Source organism: Hydrogenophaga crassostreae, assembly GCF_001761385.1.
GTDB classification, from domain to species: domain Bacteria; phylum Pseudomonadota; class Gammaproteobacteria; order Burkholderiales; family Burkholderiaceae_C; genus Hydrogenophaga; species Hydrogenophaga crassostreae.
The window spans coordinates 1938541-1954362 of record NZ_CP017476.1 but is presented as its reverse complement, the minus strand read 5'-3'; the positions used below and the strand labels follow the sequence as shown (position 1 = coordinate 1954362).

Here is a 15822-nt window from a genome sequence, read left to right as displayed (position 1 = left end):
TCTTTTCACTTAACCCCGTGGTGCTTCGCACCGCAACGTCAACACCGTTTTCTCCGTCGTTTCCCTCGTGCTGAGCTCTTTGAGAGCCGGTCCGTCCCGACGCGAAGATGGTTTAGGAAACTCAATGTCTGAATCTTTTGCCGCCCTCTTTGAAGAGTCCCTGAAACGCGCTGAAATGCGCTCGGGCGAAGTCATCACTGCTGAAGTCGTTCGTATCGAACACAGCCACGTGGTGGTCAACGCCGGTCTGAAGTCGGAAGCCTACGTGCCTCTGGCTGAATTCAAGAACGACCAGGGTGAACTCGAAGTTCAAGTGGGCGATTTCGTCTCTGTGGCCATCGACTCCGTTGAAAACGGCTTTGGTGACACGCTGCTGTCGCGCGACAAGGCCAAACGCCTCGCATCGTGGATGGCTCTGGAAAAAGCTCTGGAATCCGGCGATTTCGTCACCGGTACGACCTCCAACAAGGTCAAGGGCGGCCTGAAGGTCATGGTCAACGGCATCAGCGCATTCTTGCCTGGTTCGCTGGTGGACAGCCGTCCTACCAAAGACCTCTCTCCCTACGAGAACAAGACCCTGGAATTCAAGGTCATCAAGCTCGATCGCAAGCGCAACAACGTGGTGTTGAGCCGCCGTGCCGTGGTGGAAGCCTCGATGGGCGAAGAGCGCGCCAAGCTGATGGAAACCCTGAAAGAAGGCGCCATCGTCAACGGCGTGGTCAAGAACATCACCGAATACGGTGCGTTCGTGGACTTGGGCGGTATTGACGGTCTGCTGCACATCACGGACATGGCATGGCGCCGCGTGCGCCACCCATCTGAAGTGGTGACCGCCGGCCAGGAAATCACCGCCAAAATCCTGAAATTCGACACCGAGAAGCACCGCGTTTCTCTGGGTCTGAAGCAAATGGGTGACGATCCTTGGATGGGTGTGGCCCGCCGCTACCCACAGAGCACGCGCATGTTCGGCAAGATCACCAACATCGCCGACTACGGTGCATTCGTTGAACTCGAGCCAGGTATCGAAGGTTTGGTGCACGTCTCCGAAATGGACTGGACCAACAAGAACGTTGCACCTTCCAAGCTCGTGTCGCTGGGTGACGAAGTCGAAGTCATGGTGTTGGACATCGACGAAGACAAGCGCCGCATCTCCCTGGGCATGAAGCAGTGCCGTGCCAATCCATGGCACGAGTTCGCCGAGCAGACCAAGCGCGGTGATCGCGTCAAGGGCCCGATCAAGTCGATTACAGACTTCGGCGTGTTCGTGGGTCTGGCTGCCGGTATCGACGGCCTGGTGCACCTGTCTGACCTGTCCTGGAATGAGCCCGGCGAAGCCGCTGTGCGCAACTTCAAGAAGGGCCAGGAAGTGGATGCCATCGTGTTGGCGATCGACGTCGAGCGCGAGCGCATCTCCCTGGGCATCAAGCAGCTGGATGGCGACCCGTTCACCACCTTCGTGTCGATTCACGACAAGGGTTCTGTGGTGACCGGCAAGGTCAAGACCGTGGACGCCAAGGGCGCCGAGATCGATCTGGGCGAAGAAGTGCTGGGTTACCTGCGCGCCTCCGAAATCAGCCAGGACCGCGTGGAAGATGCGCGCAATGTGCTGAAAGAAGGCGACGAAGTCACCACCGTGGTGATGAACGTGGACCGCAAGACCCGCAACATCCAGTTGTCGATCAAGGCCAAAGACGCTGTGGACCAGCAAGAAGCCATGTCGACCCTGAGCCAGCAGTCTTCGCGTGAAAACGCCGGCACCACCAGCCTGGGCGCATTGCTGCGCGCCAAGTTGGACAACAACAACTGATCCATCAGCGGGCTTTGCCGCAGGGCGGCCCAAAGACGCGTTCAAGCGTCTTTGGGTTGCCCGGCGGCAATTTCATTGGCTCCTCCAGTTTTCAACGACAACGATGACCCGTTCCGATCTCGTCGAGGCCCTTGCGGCCCGATTCAGCCAACTCACCCAACGCGATGCCGAGTTTGCCGTCAAGGCTATTCTCGACGCCATGGGCGATGCGTTGGTCAAGGGGCACCGCATCGAAATCCGTGGATTTGGCAGCTTCTCTGTCAATCACCGCGCTCCTCGCATGGGGCGCAACCCACGTTCTGGCGAAAGTGTGATGATTCCGGAAAAGCGTGTGCCACATTTCAAGCCGGGCAAGGCCTTGCGCGAGCAGGTAGATGCCAGGACGGCCGAGATTCTCAAACGTGAAACTCTGCAGTCAGCGTCAACGCCTTGAATGAATGCTGGTGATCGCTACAATCGATCCACCACAGAGGGAATGACGTGAAATATCTGATGTGGCTGCTCAACGCAGCCATTTTTTTTGTACTGTTTGCTTTCGCACTGAACAACCAGTCAGCAATCACCGTGCACCTGTTCTTCGGCGCGCAATGGCAAGTGCCTCTCGTGCTGGCCTTGTTCATCGCATTGCTGCTGGGTGTCTGCCTGGGGGTCTTTGTGATGCTGCCGCTCTGGCTGCGCGCACGAAAGTCTCGAGCGGCCGCGACCAAGACCGTCGCCCAAGCTTCCGAAAGTCCAAACACTGCGCTGGACACTTCCGTGGCCTCTTCGCCAACACTTTGACCCGGGCCTAGCCATGGATATCGACTTCACATGGCTGCTTTGGGGCTTGCCGCTGGCCTTCGCCCTGGGCTGGGTGGCCTCAAGACTTGACTTGCGCCAATGGCGCATGGAGAGCCGGCAAACGCCCAAGGCCTATTTTCGAGGCTTGAACCACCTGCTCAACGAGCAACAGGACCAAGCAATCGATGCCTTCATCGAGGCCGTACAAGGCGACCCGGACACCGCCGAACTGCATTTCGCGCTGGGCAACCTGTTTCGCCGTCGCGGCGACTACGATCGCGCAGTCCGCGTACACGAACACCTGCTCGCCCGCGCCGACATCAACCAGAAAGACCGCGACCGTGCCCAGCATGCGCTGGCCATGGACTTTCTCAAGGCCGGCCTGCTCGACCGGGCTGAGGCCGCACTGAGCAAACTTGATGGATCGGCTTTTGAAGGCGAGGCCCTTCTGGCCTTGCTGTCGATCTATGAGCGATCCCGCGACTGGCCGCGTGCGCAAGCGGTGGCCCAAAAACTGGAAGACGCCCAACAAGGGAGCTTCACCCCGCGCCTGGCCCACTACCTTTGCGAAGAGTCAGACCTTGCGCGCGCCAGCGGCGACACCGTCAGGGCCATGGCGCTGTTGGCAGAGGCTGTCAGCAAGGCGCCTCAACTGGCCCGCCCCTGGTTGGCCACAGCCTCCTTGAAGGCACAGACAGGCGACCCCGCCGGCGCCTACAAGGCGCTGCAGCAACTGGTCGACAAGGCGCCTCAAGGCCTGCCGCTGGCCGCGGCCTCCATGGTCGAGCTTGCCAAACATCTGCACAAGGAAAGTGAAGCAGCGGCCTTGTTGCAAGCGGCCCACGAGCATGCGCCTTCGCTGGACATCACCGAAGCCCTGGCAAAGCTCGCCCCCGACGCTGCCACCGCGCGGGCACGCTACTTGTCCCACCTCGACCGAGAACCGTCTCTGGTGATCGCCACACAGTGGCTCAGCGGTGAAACCCTGTCCAACCCGGATGCACAGGCGAAGGTGATCAAGGCCCTGGAGCATGCCAGCAACCCGCTCAAGCGCTACCGATGCGCGGCCTGTGGCTTCGAAGCCCGTCAGCACTTCTGGCAATGCCCCGGTTGCCAGAGTTGGGACAGCTATCCGGCGCGACGGGTGGAGGAATTGTGACCCCCCGCGTCGCCTTCGGCGCCCCCCAGGGGGCGGCACTGGCGGCCTGGCGGTATACATTCAAAACCCAACGCTGGGTTGCATCTCAACGGACGCTTCGGTCCTACCTGACGCCGTCACCGCTTAGCGTGGCCGGCTCCCACGATCCCGGCTGACTGCAAGCATTGAAGGCCGCACAGGTGACCACACGCCACCTCATGGCCGCGATAGCAGACCATGTGAGCAAACACCCCTTCTGATCCTCTAAGATCGACCGATTGCACTTCATTGGAAAGTGCCCTGGCAAGCCATCAAAGGAAATCTGTGTTCAAGAATGTGACCGTCTACCGCATCGCGCCCGGCTGGGCCCCGACGCTGGAGGCCATGGAAGCCGCGCTCGACGCGCAACGTTTTGTGCCCTGCGGGGCCTCTCAAGACAAATCGGTGGGCTGGGTCGAGCCCCGCGGCGAAGCCCACGGCCCCTTGGTCGAGTCGGTGGCAGGTCAGCGCATCCTGAAATTCGTGATGGAAACCAAGGCCGTGCCAGGTGACATCGTGCGCGAAAAAGCGCAGGAAGAAGCCGACCACATCGAATCCACCACTGGCCGCAAACCTGGCAAAAAAGAAACCAAGGAACTGCGCGAAGACGCGCTGATGGCCTTGCTGCCCATGGCCTTCCCGCGCCGCGGCAGCGTGTGGGTATGGATTGACCAGGCCAACAACCTGCTCATCACCGACGCCAGCAGCCAGAGCAAGGTCGACGAAATCGTGACCTCGCTGGTCGCCGCCTTCAACGACCTGAGCATCACCCTGCTGCAGACCGCCGTGACGCCGCAAACGTCCATGACCAACTGGTTGTCGGCAGAATCGCCAGACGAATGGCCCAAGGGCTTCAATGTGGAGCGCGAATGCGAGCTGAAATCGGGTGACGAAGAAAAAAGTGTCGTCAAATTCACCCGCCACAACCTCGCCACCGACGAGGTGCGCAAACACATCACCGAGGGCAAGCTGCCCACCAAGCTGGCCATGAGCTGGGAAGGCCGCATCGGCTTCATGCTCACCGAGTCCATGCAACTGAAAAAGATCGCCTTCCTGGAAGGCGTGTTCGACGACCGCGCTGTGGACGACGAAAGCGGCTTCGACACCGACGTGGCGCTGAGCACCGGCGAACTGCAAAAGCTCATCCCCGAACTGATCGAGGCACTCGGCGGCGAGATTGCATTCGGCGAAATGCCGATTGGGACTGTCGGCCCCTCAAACGGCGAATCCGGCAGCACCGGCCGCCCCCACGGTGAATCCGTCACCGCCGTAGGCGAAGGCGAAGCGCCCTTTTGATGGCTTGACGCTATAAGGCCCAGCCAACATGCCCGCAGCCATCGCCATCTGTCTCGGCGCCTCGATAGGTGCCCTGGCGCGCTGGCGGCTGGCCCTGTGGTTCAACCACGGTCACGCCCTGCTCCCCTGGGGCACGCTGATCGCCAACTGGGTCGGCGCCTACATCATCGGCGCGGCGGTGGTCTATTTCCAGAACCAGACCCAGATCGACCCCGCCTGGCGCCTCGCCATCGTCACCGGCTTCCTGGGCGCTTTGACCACCTTCTCCACCTTCTCTGTGGAAGTGGTCAGCATGCTGCAGCATGGACGGTGGTTGCTGGCGGCAGGCACGGCCAGCCTGCATGTGTTCGGCTCGCTGCTGCTGACCGGGCTGGGGATGCAGACGGTGAAGGTGTGGACGGCTTCAGCCTGAATTCAAGCTGAGGCTCTCCAAAATGGTCAGCGACTCGACCAAATGGATTCTCCTCCTAGCCATGATGGCGTTCGGAGCAACCGCACAGTTGGCCTACATTCTTGCCCAACGCCATGTCAGGTTCGGAGCGCCAGATTTGTGGGAACGGTTTTTTACGGCCTACAACACTGAAATGATCGCTGGGTGGAAGTTCCGCTGAGCGACATCGCTTTGTTGATCCATATGAAATGGAAACAGCCGATCACCCCTTGATCACCACCCCTGCCCCATCCTGCACCTGCACGTTGATCGCGATGCCCTCGCGCACACTCATCGACACGGTGCAAAACGCCTCGAACTGATCCAGCACCCGGTCCAGGTGCTCCAGAGCAGCAGCCGGCTGCCCCAGTGCCAGTTTCACGTTGATGGCCTCGATGCGCAGGCGCTTGTCGGCGTTCCGCCCCATGACAGGCGTGGCCGTGGCCACCAGAGTGCCGGGGTCTTGTTTGAATTTCTGCAAGGCAAACAACAGGCTGGCGCTCAGGCAGTTGGCGACGGCGGCGAGCAGCATGTGGTCCGGCGCCGGGCCGGTGCCTTCGCCCAACGGCGCGGGCTCATCGGCCAAGAGCGGCACCAGATCGTGCCCAAAATCGACCAGAAACTGGTAACCCGACTGGCGGGTGATGGTGACGCTGGCGTTTTCGCTCATGGGACGGGCTCCTGAAATAGCGGGAATACCCATAGCCTATCGCTCACCAGCGCGTCATGGGTTGACCTGTCGCAAGGACTCTGCAAGCGGCCAGCGATACTGTCACAGACTTGCCTGAAAATAGCCGTCTACAGCTGAAGAGCCGACGCAGGTACAAAACCACGGTACCCACGCGTCTATGGGGGTCATCCCTGCCCCCTCAGCGGTTAAGCTTGGCATGACGTTATTGGAAACTCAAGACACATGAAGAGACAACTGGACGACTACCGCATGCGCATGGGCGCCCATGAACTGGTGCCGATCATGATCGGCGGCATGGGCGTGGACATTTCATCGACCGACCTGGCCTTGGTCGCGGCGCGGCTGGGTGGCGTGGGCCACATCAGCGATGCCATGGTGAAAACCGTGACCGACCGCCGCTACAAGACGAAGTTCGTCAAGGCCAAGCAGAAGCAATACCAGTACAACGTGGCGTCCGAAGACAAGTCGGCGGTGAAGTTTGATCTGGAGCATCTGGCCGAAGCCACGCGCATGCACGTGGAAAAGACCATGGCGCGCAAGACGGGCAACGGCCTGATCTTCATCAACTGCATGGAAAAGCTGACCATGAACGCGCCCAAGGAGACCCTGAAGGTGCGCATGTCTTCCGCTCTTGATGCGGGCATTGACGGCATCACGCTGGCCGCCGGCCTGCATCTGGGCTCGATGACTCTGATTGCCGACCACCCTCGTTTTCGCGAGGCCAAGATCGGCATCATCGTCTCGTCGGTCCGGGCCCTGCAGCTCTTCCTGAAGAAAAACAGCCGTCTGGACCGCAACCCCGACTACGTGGTGGTCGAAGGCCCGTTGGCCGGGGGCCACCTGGGCTTCGGCATGGACTGGGCCGAATACGACCTGGCGACCATCGTGAGCGAAATCGTGGCCTGGATGAAGGCCGAGGGGCTGGACATTCCGGTGATCGCTGCCGGCGGTATTTTCACCGGTTCCGACGCCGTGCGCTTCATGGAGCTCGGCGCCTCAGGCGTTCAGGTGGCCACGCGCTTCACCGTGACGAAAGAGTGTGGCCTGCCCGACGACATCAAGCAGGAATACTTCAAGGCCAACGAAGACGACCTCGAAGTCAACGAGATCTCGCCCACGGGGTACCCGATGCGCATGATCAAGGCCAGCCCCGGTATTGGCGACGGCATTCGCCCCAATTGCGAAGCTTACGGCTACCTGCTGGACGCGAACGGCAAGTGCGCCTATGTGACCTCCTACAACCGGGAGCTGGCGCTGCACCCCGGCGAGAAGCGGATTTCGGTGAAAGACAAAACCTGTCTGTGCACCCACATGCGCAACTTCGATGTCTGGACCGTCGGCCAGAATGGATGGCGCCTCAAAGACACCTCGCGCCGCTACCCCGACGGCACTTACCAGCTGCTCACGGCCGAACACGTGTTCAAGGACTACCAGTTCTCCACCGACGACACGGTGGCCCTGCCAGAGCCTGAGCCAGAACCCGAGACGGCCTGAAATGGGCCCGCGCTCAGGCGCCGCCCAGAAACCGCTGCACCAGCGACAGTTGCTCAGATACGTTGAGGGCTGGCGCATGGCCGCAACCTTCCATGGTGACCACCAGCGCGCGCGGCCCGCGGTCGCGCATGGCCTCGGCCGTTTCCACCAACAACAAGTCTGAGTCTGCCCCGCGCAGACAGAGCACGGGCACGTCGATGCGGTCGTAGTCATCCCACAGCGCGTAGTCATCGGGATGCTGGGTGAACTGCATCACCATGGCGGGGTCGTAGTGAGGCGTGACCCAACCGTTGGGCAGGCGGCGCGTGGAGCTTTCGGTGAGCAGCGTCCATTGCGCGTCGGTCAGATGGCCATAGGGCTTGTAAACCGTGCGGAAGTACTGTTCGAGTTCCCCCACCGTGGCGAACGACGCCGGGTTGCCCGCATAGGAACGGATGCGCTCGATCGCTGGCGCGGCCAACTGGGGGCCGATGTCGTTGAGCACCAGGCGCTGAATGCGGCCCTTGAGTGGCCCTGCGGCGCAAACCATGCCGATGGCGCCCCCCATGGAAGTGCCTACCCAGTGAAACTGCGCCAGCTGGAGCTGGGTCACCAGGTCGACCGCGATGCGGGCGTAAAAGGCCAGGCAGTATTCGGTTTCAGGCTCAGGGCTCCATTGCGACAAGCCGCGCCCGATTGTGTCGGGGCAAATCACGCGGTGGCCCAGCGCGCTGAGGTGGGCGGCGAGCGCGTCCATGTCGCGCCCGGTGCGCGCCAGGCCGTGCCAGGCGATCACCGTGGGCGCCTCGGGCACACCGGGCGCCGGCGCCCAGTCCATGAAATGGATCTCGCGGCCTGCGCACTGCAGATAGCGTGACACAGGCGTGCTCGACAACTTGTTCAATGGCGTGTTCATGGCGCAGCCCCTTTCAGTCTTTTCAATCGTGCCAAGACCGCGCGCTCGCGCAGCTTGCCCACGATCCCGGCGGGAAAGTAATACACCGAGAGCACAAACAACACGCCCAGCCAGAGCAGCCAGCGGTCGGGCGTGAGCAACGCCGACAACAGCGGAATGCCCTCGGTGGCGTTGCCCGCAGCGCGCAGCAGGTCTTGCAGGTAACTCTGCGCCAGCACGAACAACACACTGCCGATCAAAGCGCCGTACACCGTGCCCATGCCGCCGATCACCACGATGAGCAACACGTCGATCATGATCTCGAAGGACAGCGAGGTATCCGGCCCGTTGTAGCGGATCCAGAGCGCGAGCAGGCAGCCCGCCAGCGTGGCGAACAGCGCCGAAAGCACGTTGGACAGCGTTCGGTAAATGACGGTGCGGTAACCGAGCGCCTCAGCCCGGAAGTCGTTCTCGCGAATCGCCAGCAGCACACGGCCGAACGGCGAGTTCACGATGCGAAGAATGGTCAGGAAAATCGCCGTCACCGCGCCGAACAGCAGGTAGTAGCTGATCAGTTTGCCGTCCAGGTAGACCTCGCCCAAGGGCGTTTCGATGGGGTCTTCGGCGAGTTCAAAGGAAGGCGACAGCAACTCGGGCACCGAGAAGCTCAAACCATCCTCACCGCCGGTGAACGCCGAGAGCTGAGAGGCCAGTGTGAGAAAAGCGGAGGCCACGGCGAGCGTGATCATGGCAAAAAAGATCGCCTTGACCCTCAGCGAAAAGAGGCCGATCACCAACGACAGCAGCAAAGACACCAGCAAGGCCGCGCCCACGCCCAGCGCCAGCGCGCCCCAGGTAGGCTCTTCGACCGACGACATGGCAATCGCCACGCCATAGGCACCGATGCCGAAGAACATGGTGTGCGCAAAGCTCACGATGCCGGTGTAGCCCAGCAACAAGTCGAAGCTCGCCACCAGCGCGACAAAAATCAGCACCTTGGCCGCCACGTTGAGCGCCTTGACGCCCGGGAACAGGAACGGCGCGAAAGCCAGGCCCAGAAAAAGAACCACCAGCAAGGCGGCAAGCCATCGGCTGCGCGGCAGGTCGTTGGAAAGGAGTCGTCGGATCATGGTGCGCTCCTGTTCATCGAGACGTGACTGGATAGACGCCCTGCGGGCGCCAGAGCAGGATCGCCACCATCAGCGCGATGTTGGAGAACATCGCCACCTTGGGCACCAGGAAGCCGGTGTAGTTCGCCATCAGCCCCACCAGCAAGGCGCCGATCAGCGCGCCCAGCGTGGAGCCCAGGCCGCCGATGATGATGACAATGAAGATCAACACGTTGACCTGCGCGCCCATCTGCGGGATCACGCTTTGCTGGTACAAGCCCCACATCACGCCGCCCAGACCCGCCAGCCCGCTGCCCACCACGAACACGCCCACAAACAGGCGCCTGATGCGGTAACCCAGCGACTCGACCATTTCCCGGTCTTGCACGCCGGCGCGAATCAACAGGCCAACCTTGGTGCTGTTCAGTGTCCAGACCATGGCGGCGAACACCGCTGTGCCCACCAGCACCGCCAGGATGCGGTACTTCTCCACCGCTGCATCGCCAAAGATCAGCGAGCCGCGCAGTGCTTCGGGCAGCGGCAGCGGAATCTGCTGCGGGCCCCAGATCACCTTGATCAGCTCTTCGCCGATGATCATGCCGCCCATGGTGATCAGGATCTGCTTCAGATGCATGCCGTAGACCGGACGAATGATCACCCGCTCGAACACCAGCCCCACCGCACCCGCCACCGCCATCGCGGCCAGCATTGCGGGGAACAGCGCCATCAGGTTCAGCCACAGGCTGTCGGCCGTCGTGTAGCTGCCCATGCTGGCCAGTACCGTTGTGGCCACGAAGGCACCCAGCGCGATGAACACGCCATGGCCAAAGTTCAGCACATCCATCAAGCCAAACACCAGCGTCAGGCCCGAGGCGATGATGAAGATGATCATGCCCATGGCCAGGCCCGCTACGGTGAGCGTGAGCCAGGTCGAGGCGCTGCCGGTGAGCGGCAAGGCGATCAGCGCCAGCACCGGCACCAAGGCCATGGGCTTCCAGTCGAGTTCTTTAAGGTTGGTCATAGATGGTCCTCCCGCCGGGCCGCCCCAAGGGAGGCCAGCCCCTCCCGGAGGGGCAGCGAATTCACGAAGTTATGAGCGTGGGGAGTCATTGATGCGCTCCAAGTGAAAGGCCCAACAATTTCGATTGCAGCGATTCGTCCGCCGCCAGTTCGGCCATGCTGCCGCTGTGCACCACGCGCCCGTCGTCCATCACGGCCACCGAGTCGCCCAGCTGTTTGGCGAAGTTGAAGTTCTGCTCCACCAGCAAGATCGTGGTCTGTGCCGCCTTGAGCTGGCGAAAGGCTTCAATCATGTTTTGAATGATGGCGGGTGCCAGCCCTTTGCTGGGCTCGTCGATCAGCAGCAATTGGCGAGGTTCAACAATGGCGCGGGACACTGCCAGCATCTGTTTTTGCCCACCGCTGAGCTTGCCTGCAGGGTGGTTCCAGAATTTCTTGATGGCCGGAAACAGGCCGAAAATCCACTCCAGCCGCGCCGTGTCGATGTCGTCCAGCGTGCGCGCGCCGCGGGCGGCCAGCAGCATGTTTTCTTTCACCGACAGGTCGGAAAAAATGCCCATGCTCTCGGGCACGTAGGCCACACCGCTGTGGGCAATATCGGGCGTGGGGCGCTGCGTGATGTCCTGTCCGTCGAGCACCACCCTGCCCTGGCTCGCATGCCACAAGCCCATGATGGTGCGCAGCGTCGTGCTCTTTCCGGCGCCATTGCGGCCGAGCAACATGGTGAGCTCGCTCTTGGGTACGGTGAGGTTCACGCCGTGCAGGATGTGATACGCGCCGATGTGGGTATGCACCCCTTCCAGCGTGAGCAACGGGGCCGTCATGCGTCCACCTCTTCTTCCGGGTTGATGCCCAGGTAGGCTTGCTGTACCACCGGCGAGGCAATCACCGCAGCGGGCTCGCCGTCGGCCACGAGTTCGCCGTTGTGCAGCACGATGATGCGGTCCGACAGTTCGCGCACCACGTCCATCTTGTGCTCCACCAGCAGAATGGTTTTGGTCTTGTCCGCCTTGAGGTTGCGGATCAGGTTCAGGATCACCGGCGCTTCGTCCACGCTCATGCCCGCCGTGGGCTCGTCAAACATGAACACCTGCGGCTCCAGCGCCATCAGAATGCCGACCTCCAGCTTGCGCTGATCGCCATGCGGCAGGCTGGACGCGAGCTGGTCGCCCTTGTCGGCCAAGGCCACGGCTTCCAGCACCTCATCGGCCCGCACCACCAGGTCGCGCCGGTCGCTCCAGATGCGCCACAGGTTGAGCCCCGCGCCCGCTCTCGCCTGCACCGCCAGGCGCACGTTTTCGCGCACCGTCAAATTGGGAAACAGGTTGGTCAGCTGAAAAGCCCGGCCCAGGCCGGCCTGCGCCCGCGCCGGCGCGCCCAGCGAAGACATATCCACCCCGTTGAGCTTCACCCGTCCCGCCGATGCCTTGATCTGGCCCGAAATGAGGTTGAAGTAGGTGGTCTTGCCCGCCCCGTTGGGGCCGACGATGGCCGTCAGCGTGCCCGGCTGAAAAGCACATGACACAGCATTCACCGCCACATGCCCGCCAAAGCGGACCGTGAGATCTGAAGTTTCAAGCATGAAGTCTCCGAGCGCCACACCACCAACGGCGCAGCGCAAGTGCGCGAGCAGTCGTCGCAGCGCGACGACAACCGAGAACACCGCGGAACCGGCTTCGCCGGACCGCAGGTGTTGCCCCCTTGAGGGGGTGACGCGCCGCAGGCGCGGCGCGGGGGTGGGTCAGTTTCAGCGCTTGTTGTTGATCGGCACGTTCATCTCGGACGGCTTGATCTCGCGCACCAGCTCCGGCACACCCCAGGCGAAGGCCGGGTCCACCTTGATCTTGAAGTGGTACATGCTCTGCATGGCCTGGTGGTCTTCCTTGCGGAAGGTCATCGTGCCCTTGGGGGTCTCGAAGCTCATGCCCTCCATGGTCTTGATCAGCTTGTTGGTGCTGGTGTCACCGTTGGTTTTCTTCAGCGCCGTGACCACCGCCATCGCGGCCGAGAAGCCGCCGGCCGTGAAGAAGTCGGGCGGGCTCTTGAACTCTTTGTAATGGGCCGCCACCATGGCGTCGTTCACCGGGTTCTTCGGGATGCCGAAGTAGTAATACGCCGCGCCTTCCATGCCGGGGAAGCTCTTGTAGGCGGCCATGGCCGGCAGGATGTTACCGCCGGTGGCGATCTCGATGCCGTAGCGCTTCAGGTCCAGATCGGCGATCTTGAACGGATTGCCCGCGCCAGCCCAGATGATGAAGATCACCTTGCGGCCTGGCTGGTCCTTGAGCTTGTCGATCAGACGCTGGGCGCCGGCGGTGAAGTCGGTGGTGCCGGTGGGCAGGTATTCCTCGTGAACCAGCTTGGCGGTCTTGAGTGCGGACTTGAAGGCCGAGACGCCATCGCGACCGAAAGCGTAATCTTGCGCCAGCGTGGCGATGCTCACGCCAGCCTTGTCCAGCGCCACCGCGTTAGAGATCGCGTCCTGCGAGCTGTTGCGGCCGGTGCGGAAGATGTACTTGTTCCACTTCTCGCCCGTGATCGAATCGGCCACCGCGGGCTCGACCACCAGAATCTTTTTGTATTCCTCTGCGACCGGCAGCATGGCCAGCGCCACGCCGGAAGACGTTGGGCCCACAGCAATGTCGGCCTTGTCGTCGGCGTAGGCCGTGGCCAGCAAGCTGCGGCCCAGATCGGGCTTGCCCTGGTCATCTTTCTCAATCACCACCAGCTTTTTGCCGGCGACCATCATCGTGCCGCCGGTGGCGTATTCCAGACCCATCTGGAAACCGGTGGTCGTTTGCTTGCCGTAGGCCTCCAGCGGGCCGGTCAGGCTGTGCACATGGGCAATGCGGATTTCGCCGCCGGACTGGGCCAGGGCGACGGAGGAAGCGAGGGATGCCGAGCAGGCGAGCGCGATCACCGCAAAGCGGCGGGTGGTGAGTGTCATGTCTTGTCTCCTGTTGGAATGGTCACAGCGCCATGCGCCGCGGGTCAGACCATGCAGGCTTCGTGCCAGCCCGCAGAGGCCTTGATTCCAAAAGCGTTTTCGGAAATCGGCCTATCAATCGCCTGATATTCAGACGTTTTGTACCGCCTGAATATCAGACGATGGTCTGTTTTTCAGACAATTCGCCCATGGTTTCCAGCCGGTCATAAAGACTGGCGCGGGAAATGCCGAGCAGGCGGGCGGCCGCGGTGCGGTTGCCCGCCGTGTGCACCAGCGCTTCGGCAATGGCGCTGTGCTCCAGCTCGGCCACCCGCTCGGCCAGCGGGCGAATGGCCGCCGGCGCCACTGAAGGACTGGCAAAGCCGGCACCAGGCCGAACCGCCAGCGCGGGCAACGGCGCCTGCCCGCCCGCCTCCAGCACGGCGCGCAACTCCGACGCTTCGATCTGCGGCGAATCGCTGCGCAAGGCCAATTGCTCCAGCACATTGCGCAACTCCCGGATGTTGCCGCGCCAGGGCTGCGCAGCCAACAGCGCCTGGGCCTCCAGGCTGAGCTCCATGTGGTGCCCGCCGCCGCGCATGGCGATGTCTTCGCACAGCGTTTCGGTCAGCAAGGCGATATCGGCCTGGCGCTCGCGCAGCGGCGGCACCCGGATCGGCAAGACATTGAGCCGGTAAAACAGGTCTTCCCGAAACCCGCCATCGCGCACCATTTGCTGCAAATCGCGCGACGTCGCTGCGACCACCCGCACGTCGAACTGCACCAGCTTGTTCGACCCCAGCGGCTCGATCTCACCCTCCTGCAAGGCGCGCAACAACTTGACCTGCACCGAGGGCGGCATGTCGCCCAGTTCGTCCAGAAACAGGGTGCCGCCATCGGCGAGCTTGAATTTACCGTCGCGCCCCTTTTTGTCGGCCCCGGTATAAGCCCCCGGCGCCACACCAAAAAACTCCGCCTCGAGCAGCGCCTCGGGCACCGCTGCCATGTTCACACTCACAAACGGCTGCCCGGCGCGTGGGGACGCCGCGTGAATGGCATGGGCCAGCAACTCCTTGCCGGTGCCGGTCTCGCCCAGCAGCAGCACCGGACTGGTCGATTGCGCCGCACGGCGCGCCTGGCGCTTGACCTCCAGCGCGCCGGCCGAGGTGCCGACAAAACTGGCGAAGGTGTATTTGCTGCGGCGCTGGCTGGCGAGCTCGCGGCGCGCATCGTTGAGGTCTTGCTCCAGCCGGGCAAACTTGGCAATCAGCGGCTGCAGCGTGGTCTCCGGGTGATCGAACAGCACAATGCCCAGCACCCCGATGACTTCGCCCGCGTCATCGCGCAACGGGATGCGGCTGACCACGAAAGTGCCCGCCTTGTTGGTCAACAGATCGATGAGGATGGGCTTGCCGGTGGCGAGCACCTGGTGCATCTGCGTGTTCTGGACCACGTTGGAGACCGGGTGGCCGACAAAATCTTCCTCGCGGTCGAAGCCGAGCGCCGGGAGGTAGCGGCGGTACAGGTCGTTGATCCAGACCACGCGCGCATTGCGATCGACCAGCAACATGCCTTCGCTGGCGTTGGCGAACAGATCGAACATCGACCTCGCGGCGAGTTCGAGAATGCTTTGTGCATCGCGTGGCAGGCGGTCATCTCGGATCATGTCGGCATGGTACAGCGCGCGGGTCTGTGCACACCCTTCCCAGCCATGCACAATTGAGGCGCCCGCACCTTTCATTTCATCAAACCGCCCCACCAATGACCGCGCCCAACCAACCGTCCACCAAAGTCCGCATGGACAAATGGCTCTGGGCGGCGCGCTTCTACAAGACACGTGGCCTGAGCAGCGAAGCCATCGACAAGGGGCGGATACTGGTCAATGGCCAGTCCACCAAGCCCTCCAAAGAGGTCAAGCTGGGCGACACCATCGAGATTCGCAACGGACCCATGGTGCGTACCGTGGTGGTGCGCGGTCTGTCTGGCGTGCGCGGCCCGGCACCGGCAGCCGCACTGCTGTACGAAGAAACCCCCGAGTCCATCCGCCAGCGACTGGCATCGACCGAATCGCGCCGACTGGCCCCAGAGCCGGCCCTGGCCTTGCAACAGGGTCGCCCGACCAAACGGGACCGCCGCGATATGCAGGCGCTGCGGGGTGAGCCAACGACAGGCAGCGATTGGGGCGACCGCTGGAGTGCCTCGCTGGACGGCGACTGAC

16 protein-coding genes are annotated in these 15822 nt (G+C 62.4%); 8 read left to right on the top strand and 8 right to left on the bottom strand.

Going from position 1 to position 15822, the window contains the following annotated elements; all coding sequences use genetic code 11:
* Positions 1–124: 124 nt before the first annotated feature.
* From rpsA to crcB, 6 genes are all read left to right on the top strand, one after another.
* Positions 125–1807 carry a 30S ribosomal protein S1 gene (gene rpsA, locus LPB072_RS09065; RefSeq protein WP_066094444.1) on the top strand — a complete coding sequence of 561 codons (1683 nt, stop codon included), beginning with the start codon at positions 125–127 and terminating at the stop codon, positions 1805–1807.
* A 103-nt stretch (positions 1808–1910) separates the two neighbouring features.
* The gene (locus LPB072_RS09060) at positions 1911–2240 is read left to right on the top strand and encodes an integration host factor subunit beta (RefSeq protein WP_066094441.1); all 330 of its coding nucleotides are present in this window, start codon (positions 1911–1913) and stop codon (positions 2238–2240) included.
* Between the two features lie 47 nt (positions 2241–2287).
* Positions 2288–2587, top strand: coding sequence for a LapA family protein (locus tag LPB072_RS09055; RefSeq protein ID WP_066094439.1), 300 nt, complete (start codon positions 2288–2290; stop codon positions 2585–2587).
* Between the two features lie 13 nt (positions 2588–2600).
* Positions 2601–3746 carry a lipopolysaccharide assembly protein LapB gene (lapB, locus tag LPB072_RS09050; RefSeq protein WP_066094436.1) on the top strand — a complete coding sequence of 382 codons (1146 nt, stop codon included), beginning with the start codon at positions 2601–2603 and terminating at the stop codon, positions 3744–3746.
* A 303-nt stretch (positions 3747–4049) separates the two neighbouring features.
* The gene (locus tag LPB072_RS09045; RefSeq protein ID WP_066094434.1) at positions 4050–5060 is read left to right on the top strand and encodes a recombination-associated protein RdgC; all 1011 of its coding nucleotides are present in this window, start codon (positions 4050–4052) and stop codon (positions 5058–5060) included.
* Between the two features lie 28 nt (positions 5061–5088).
* Positions 5089–5472 carry a fluoride efflux transporter CrcB gene (gene crcB / locus LPB072_RS09040; protein WP_066094431.1) on the top strand — a complete coding sequence of 128 codons (384 nt, stop codon included), beginning with the start codon at positions 5089–5091 and terminating at the stop codon, positions 5470–5472.
* Between the two features lie 241 nt (positions 5473–5713).
* Here crcB and LPB072_RS09035 read toward each other — a convergent pair whose 3' ends face one another.
* On the bottom strand, positions 5714–6160 hold the full coding sequence (locus LPB072_RS09035; RefSeq protein ID WP_066094428.1) for an OsmC family protein: 447 nt from the start codon (positions 6158–6160) through the stop codon (positions 5714–5716).
* A 243-nt stretch (positions 6161–6403) separates the two neighbouring features.
* Here LPB072_RS09035 and LPB072_RS09030 point away from each other — a divergent pair, with 243 nt between their 5' ends.
* A complete protein-coding gene (locus tag LPB072_RS09030; RefSeq protein WP_066094425.1) occupies positions 6404–7675 on the top strand; it encodes a nitronate monooxygenase in 1272 nt (423 codons plus the stop codon).
* 13 nt (positions 7676–7688) lie between these two features.
* On the opposite strand, the gene LPB072_RS09025 is transcribed toward LPB072_RS09030, so the two are convergent.
* From LPB072_RS09025 to LPB072_RS08995, 7 genes are all read right to left on the bottom strand, one after another.
* The gene (locus tag LPB072_RS09025) at positions 7689–8570 is read right to left on the bottom strand and encodes an alpha/beta fold hydrolase (RefSeq protein ID WP_096349111.1); all 882 of its coding nucleotides are present in this window, start codon (positions 8568–8570) and stop codon (positions 7689–7691) included.
* Positions 8567–9679 carry a branched-chain amino acid ABC transporter permease gene (locus tag LPB072_RS09020; RefSeq protein ID WP_066094422.1) on the bottom strand — a complete coding sequence of 371 codons (1113 nt, stop codon included), beginning with the start codon at positions 9677–9679 and terminating at the stop codon, positions 8567–8569. Before LPB072_RS09020 ends, LPB072_RS09025 begins: the two co-directional genes overlap by 4 nt.
* 13 nt (positions 9680–9692) lie before the next feature.
* Complete coding sequence (locus LPB072_RS09015) at positions 9693–10679, bottom strand: branched-chain amino acid ABC transporter permease (protein WP_066094417.1); 987 nt, start codon at positions 10677–10679, stop codon at positions 9693–9695.
* An 85-nt stretch (positions 10680–10764) separates the two neighbouring features.
* Positions 10765–11502 carry an ABC transporter ATP-binding protein gene (locus LPB072_RS09010; RefSeq protein ID WP_066094415.1) on the bottom strand — a complete coding sequence of 246 codons (738 nt, stop codon included), beginning with the start codon at positions 11500–11502 and terminating at the stop codon, positions 10765–10767.
* The gene (locus LPB072_RS09005; RefSeq protein WP_066094848.1) at positions 11499–12260 is read right to left on the bottom strand and encodes an ABC transporter ATP-binding protein; all 762 of its coding nucleotides are present in this window, start codon (positions 12258–12260) and stop codon (positions 11499–11501) included. Before LPB072_RS09005 ends, LPB072_RS09010 begins: the two co-directional genes overlap by 4 nt.
* Positions 12261–12425: 165 nt before the next feature.
* Positions 12426–13625, bottom strand: a complete 1200-nt coding sequence (locus LPB072_RS09000) for a substrate-binding domain-containing protein (RefSeq protein WP_066094412.1) — start codon at positions 13623–13625, stop codon at positions 12426–12428.
* Positions 13626–13779: 154 nt separating this feature from the next.
* The gene (locus LPB072_RS08995) at positions 13780–15270 is read right to left on the bottom strand and encodes a sigma-54 interaction domain-containing protein (protein ID WP_066094845.1); all 1491 of its coding nucleotides are present in this window, start codon (positions 15268–15270) and stop codon (positions 13780–13782) included.
* 95 nt (positions 15271–15365) lie between these two features.
* Between LPB072_RS08995 and LPB072_RS08990 the strand changes: the two genes are divergently transcribed.
* Entirely contained in the window at positions 15366–15821 is a 456-nt protein-coding gene (locus LPB072_RS08990; protein WP_066094409.1) for an RNA-binding S4 domain-containing protein, read from the top strand.
* Position 15822 lies beyond the last annotated feature (1 nt).

What these genes read in the sequence shown, in the direction of transcription:
- LPB072_RS09025 (WP_096349111.1), bottom strand. Translation starts at nt 8,570, where the DNA reads ATGAACACGCCATTGAACAAGTTGTCGAGCACGCCTGTGTCACGCTAT.
- LPB072_RS09020 (WP_066094422.1), bottom strand. Translation starts at nt 9,679, where the DNA reads ATGATCCGACGACTCCTTTCCAACGACCTGCCGCGCAGCCGATGGCTT.
- LPB072_RS09005 (WP_066094848.1), bottom strand. Translation starts at nt 12,260, where the DNA reads ATGCTTGAAACTTCAGATCTCACGGTCCGCTTTGGCGGGCATGTGGCG.
- LPB072_RS09030 (WP_066094425.1), top strand. Translation starts at nt 6,404, where the DNA reads ATGAAGAGACAACTGGACGACTACCGCATGCGCATGGGCGCCCATGAA.
- rpsA (WP_066094444.1), top strand. Translation starts at nt 125, where the DNA reads ATGTCTGAATCTTTTGCCGCCCTCTTTGAAGAGTCCCTGAAACGCGCT.
- crcB (WP_066094431.1), top strand. Translation starts at nt 5,089, where the DNA reads ATGCCCGCAGCCATCGCCATCTGTCTCGGCGCCTCGATAGGTGCCCTG.
- LPB072_RS09000 (WP_066094412.1), bottom strand. Translation starts at nt 13,625, where the DNA reads ATGACACTCACCACCCGCCGCTTTGCGGTGATCGCGCTCGCCTGCTCG.
- lapB (WP_066094436.1), top strand. Translation starts at nt 2,601, where the DNA reads ATGGATATCGACTTCACATGGCTGCTTTGGGGCTTGCCGCTGGCCTTC.
- LPB072_RS08990 (WP_066094409.1), top strand. Translation starts at nt 15,366, where the DNA reads ATGACCGCGCCCAACCAACCGTCCACCAAAGTCCGCATGGACAAATGG.
- LPB072_RS09060 (WP_066094441.1), top strand. Translation starts at nt 1,911, where the DNA reads ATGACCCGTTCCGATCTCGTCGAGGCCCTTGCGGCCCGATTCAGCCAA.
- LPB072_RS09015 (WP_066094417.1), bottom strand. Translation starts at nt 10,679, where the DNA reads ATGACCAACCTTAAAGAACTCGACTGGAAGCCCATGGCCTTGGTGCCG.
- LPB072_RS09010 (WP_066094415.1), bottom strand. Translation starts at nt 11,502, where the DNA reads ATGACGGCCCCGTTGCTCACGCTGGAAGGGGTGCATACCCACATCGGC.
- LPB072_RS08995 (WP_066094845.1), bottom strand. Translation starts at nt 15,270, where the DNA reads ATGATCCGAGATGACCGCCTGCCACGCGATGCACAAAGCATTCTCGAA.
- LPB072_RS09035 (WP_066094428.1), bottom strand. Translation starts at nt 6,160, where the DNA reads ATGAGCGAAAACGCCAGCGTCACCATCACCCGCCAGTCGGGTTACCAG.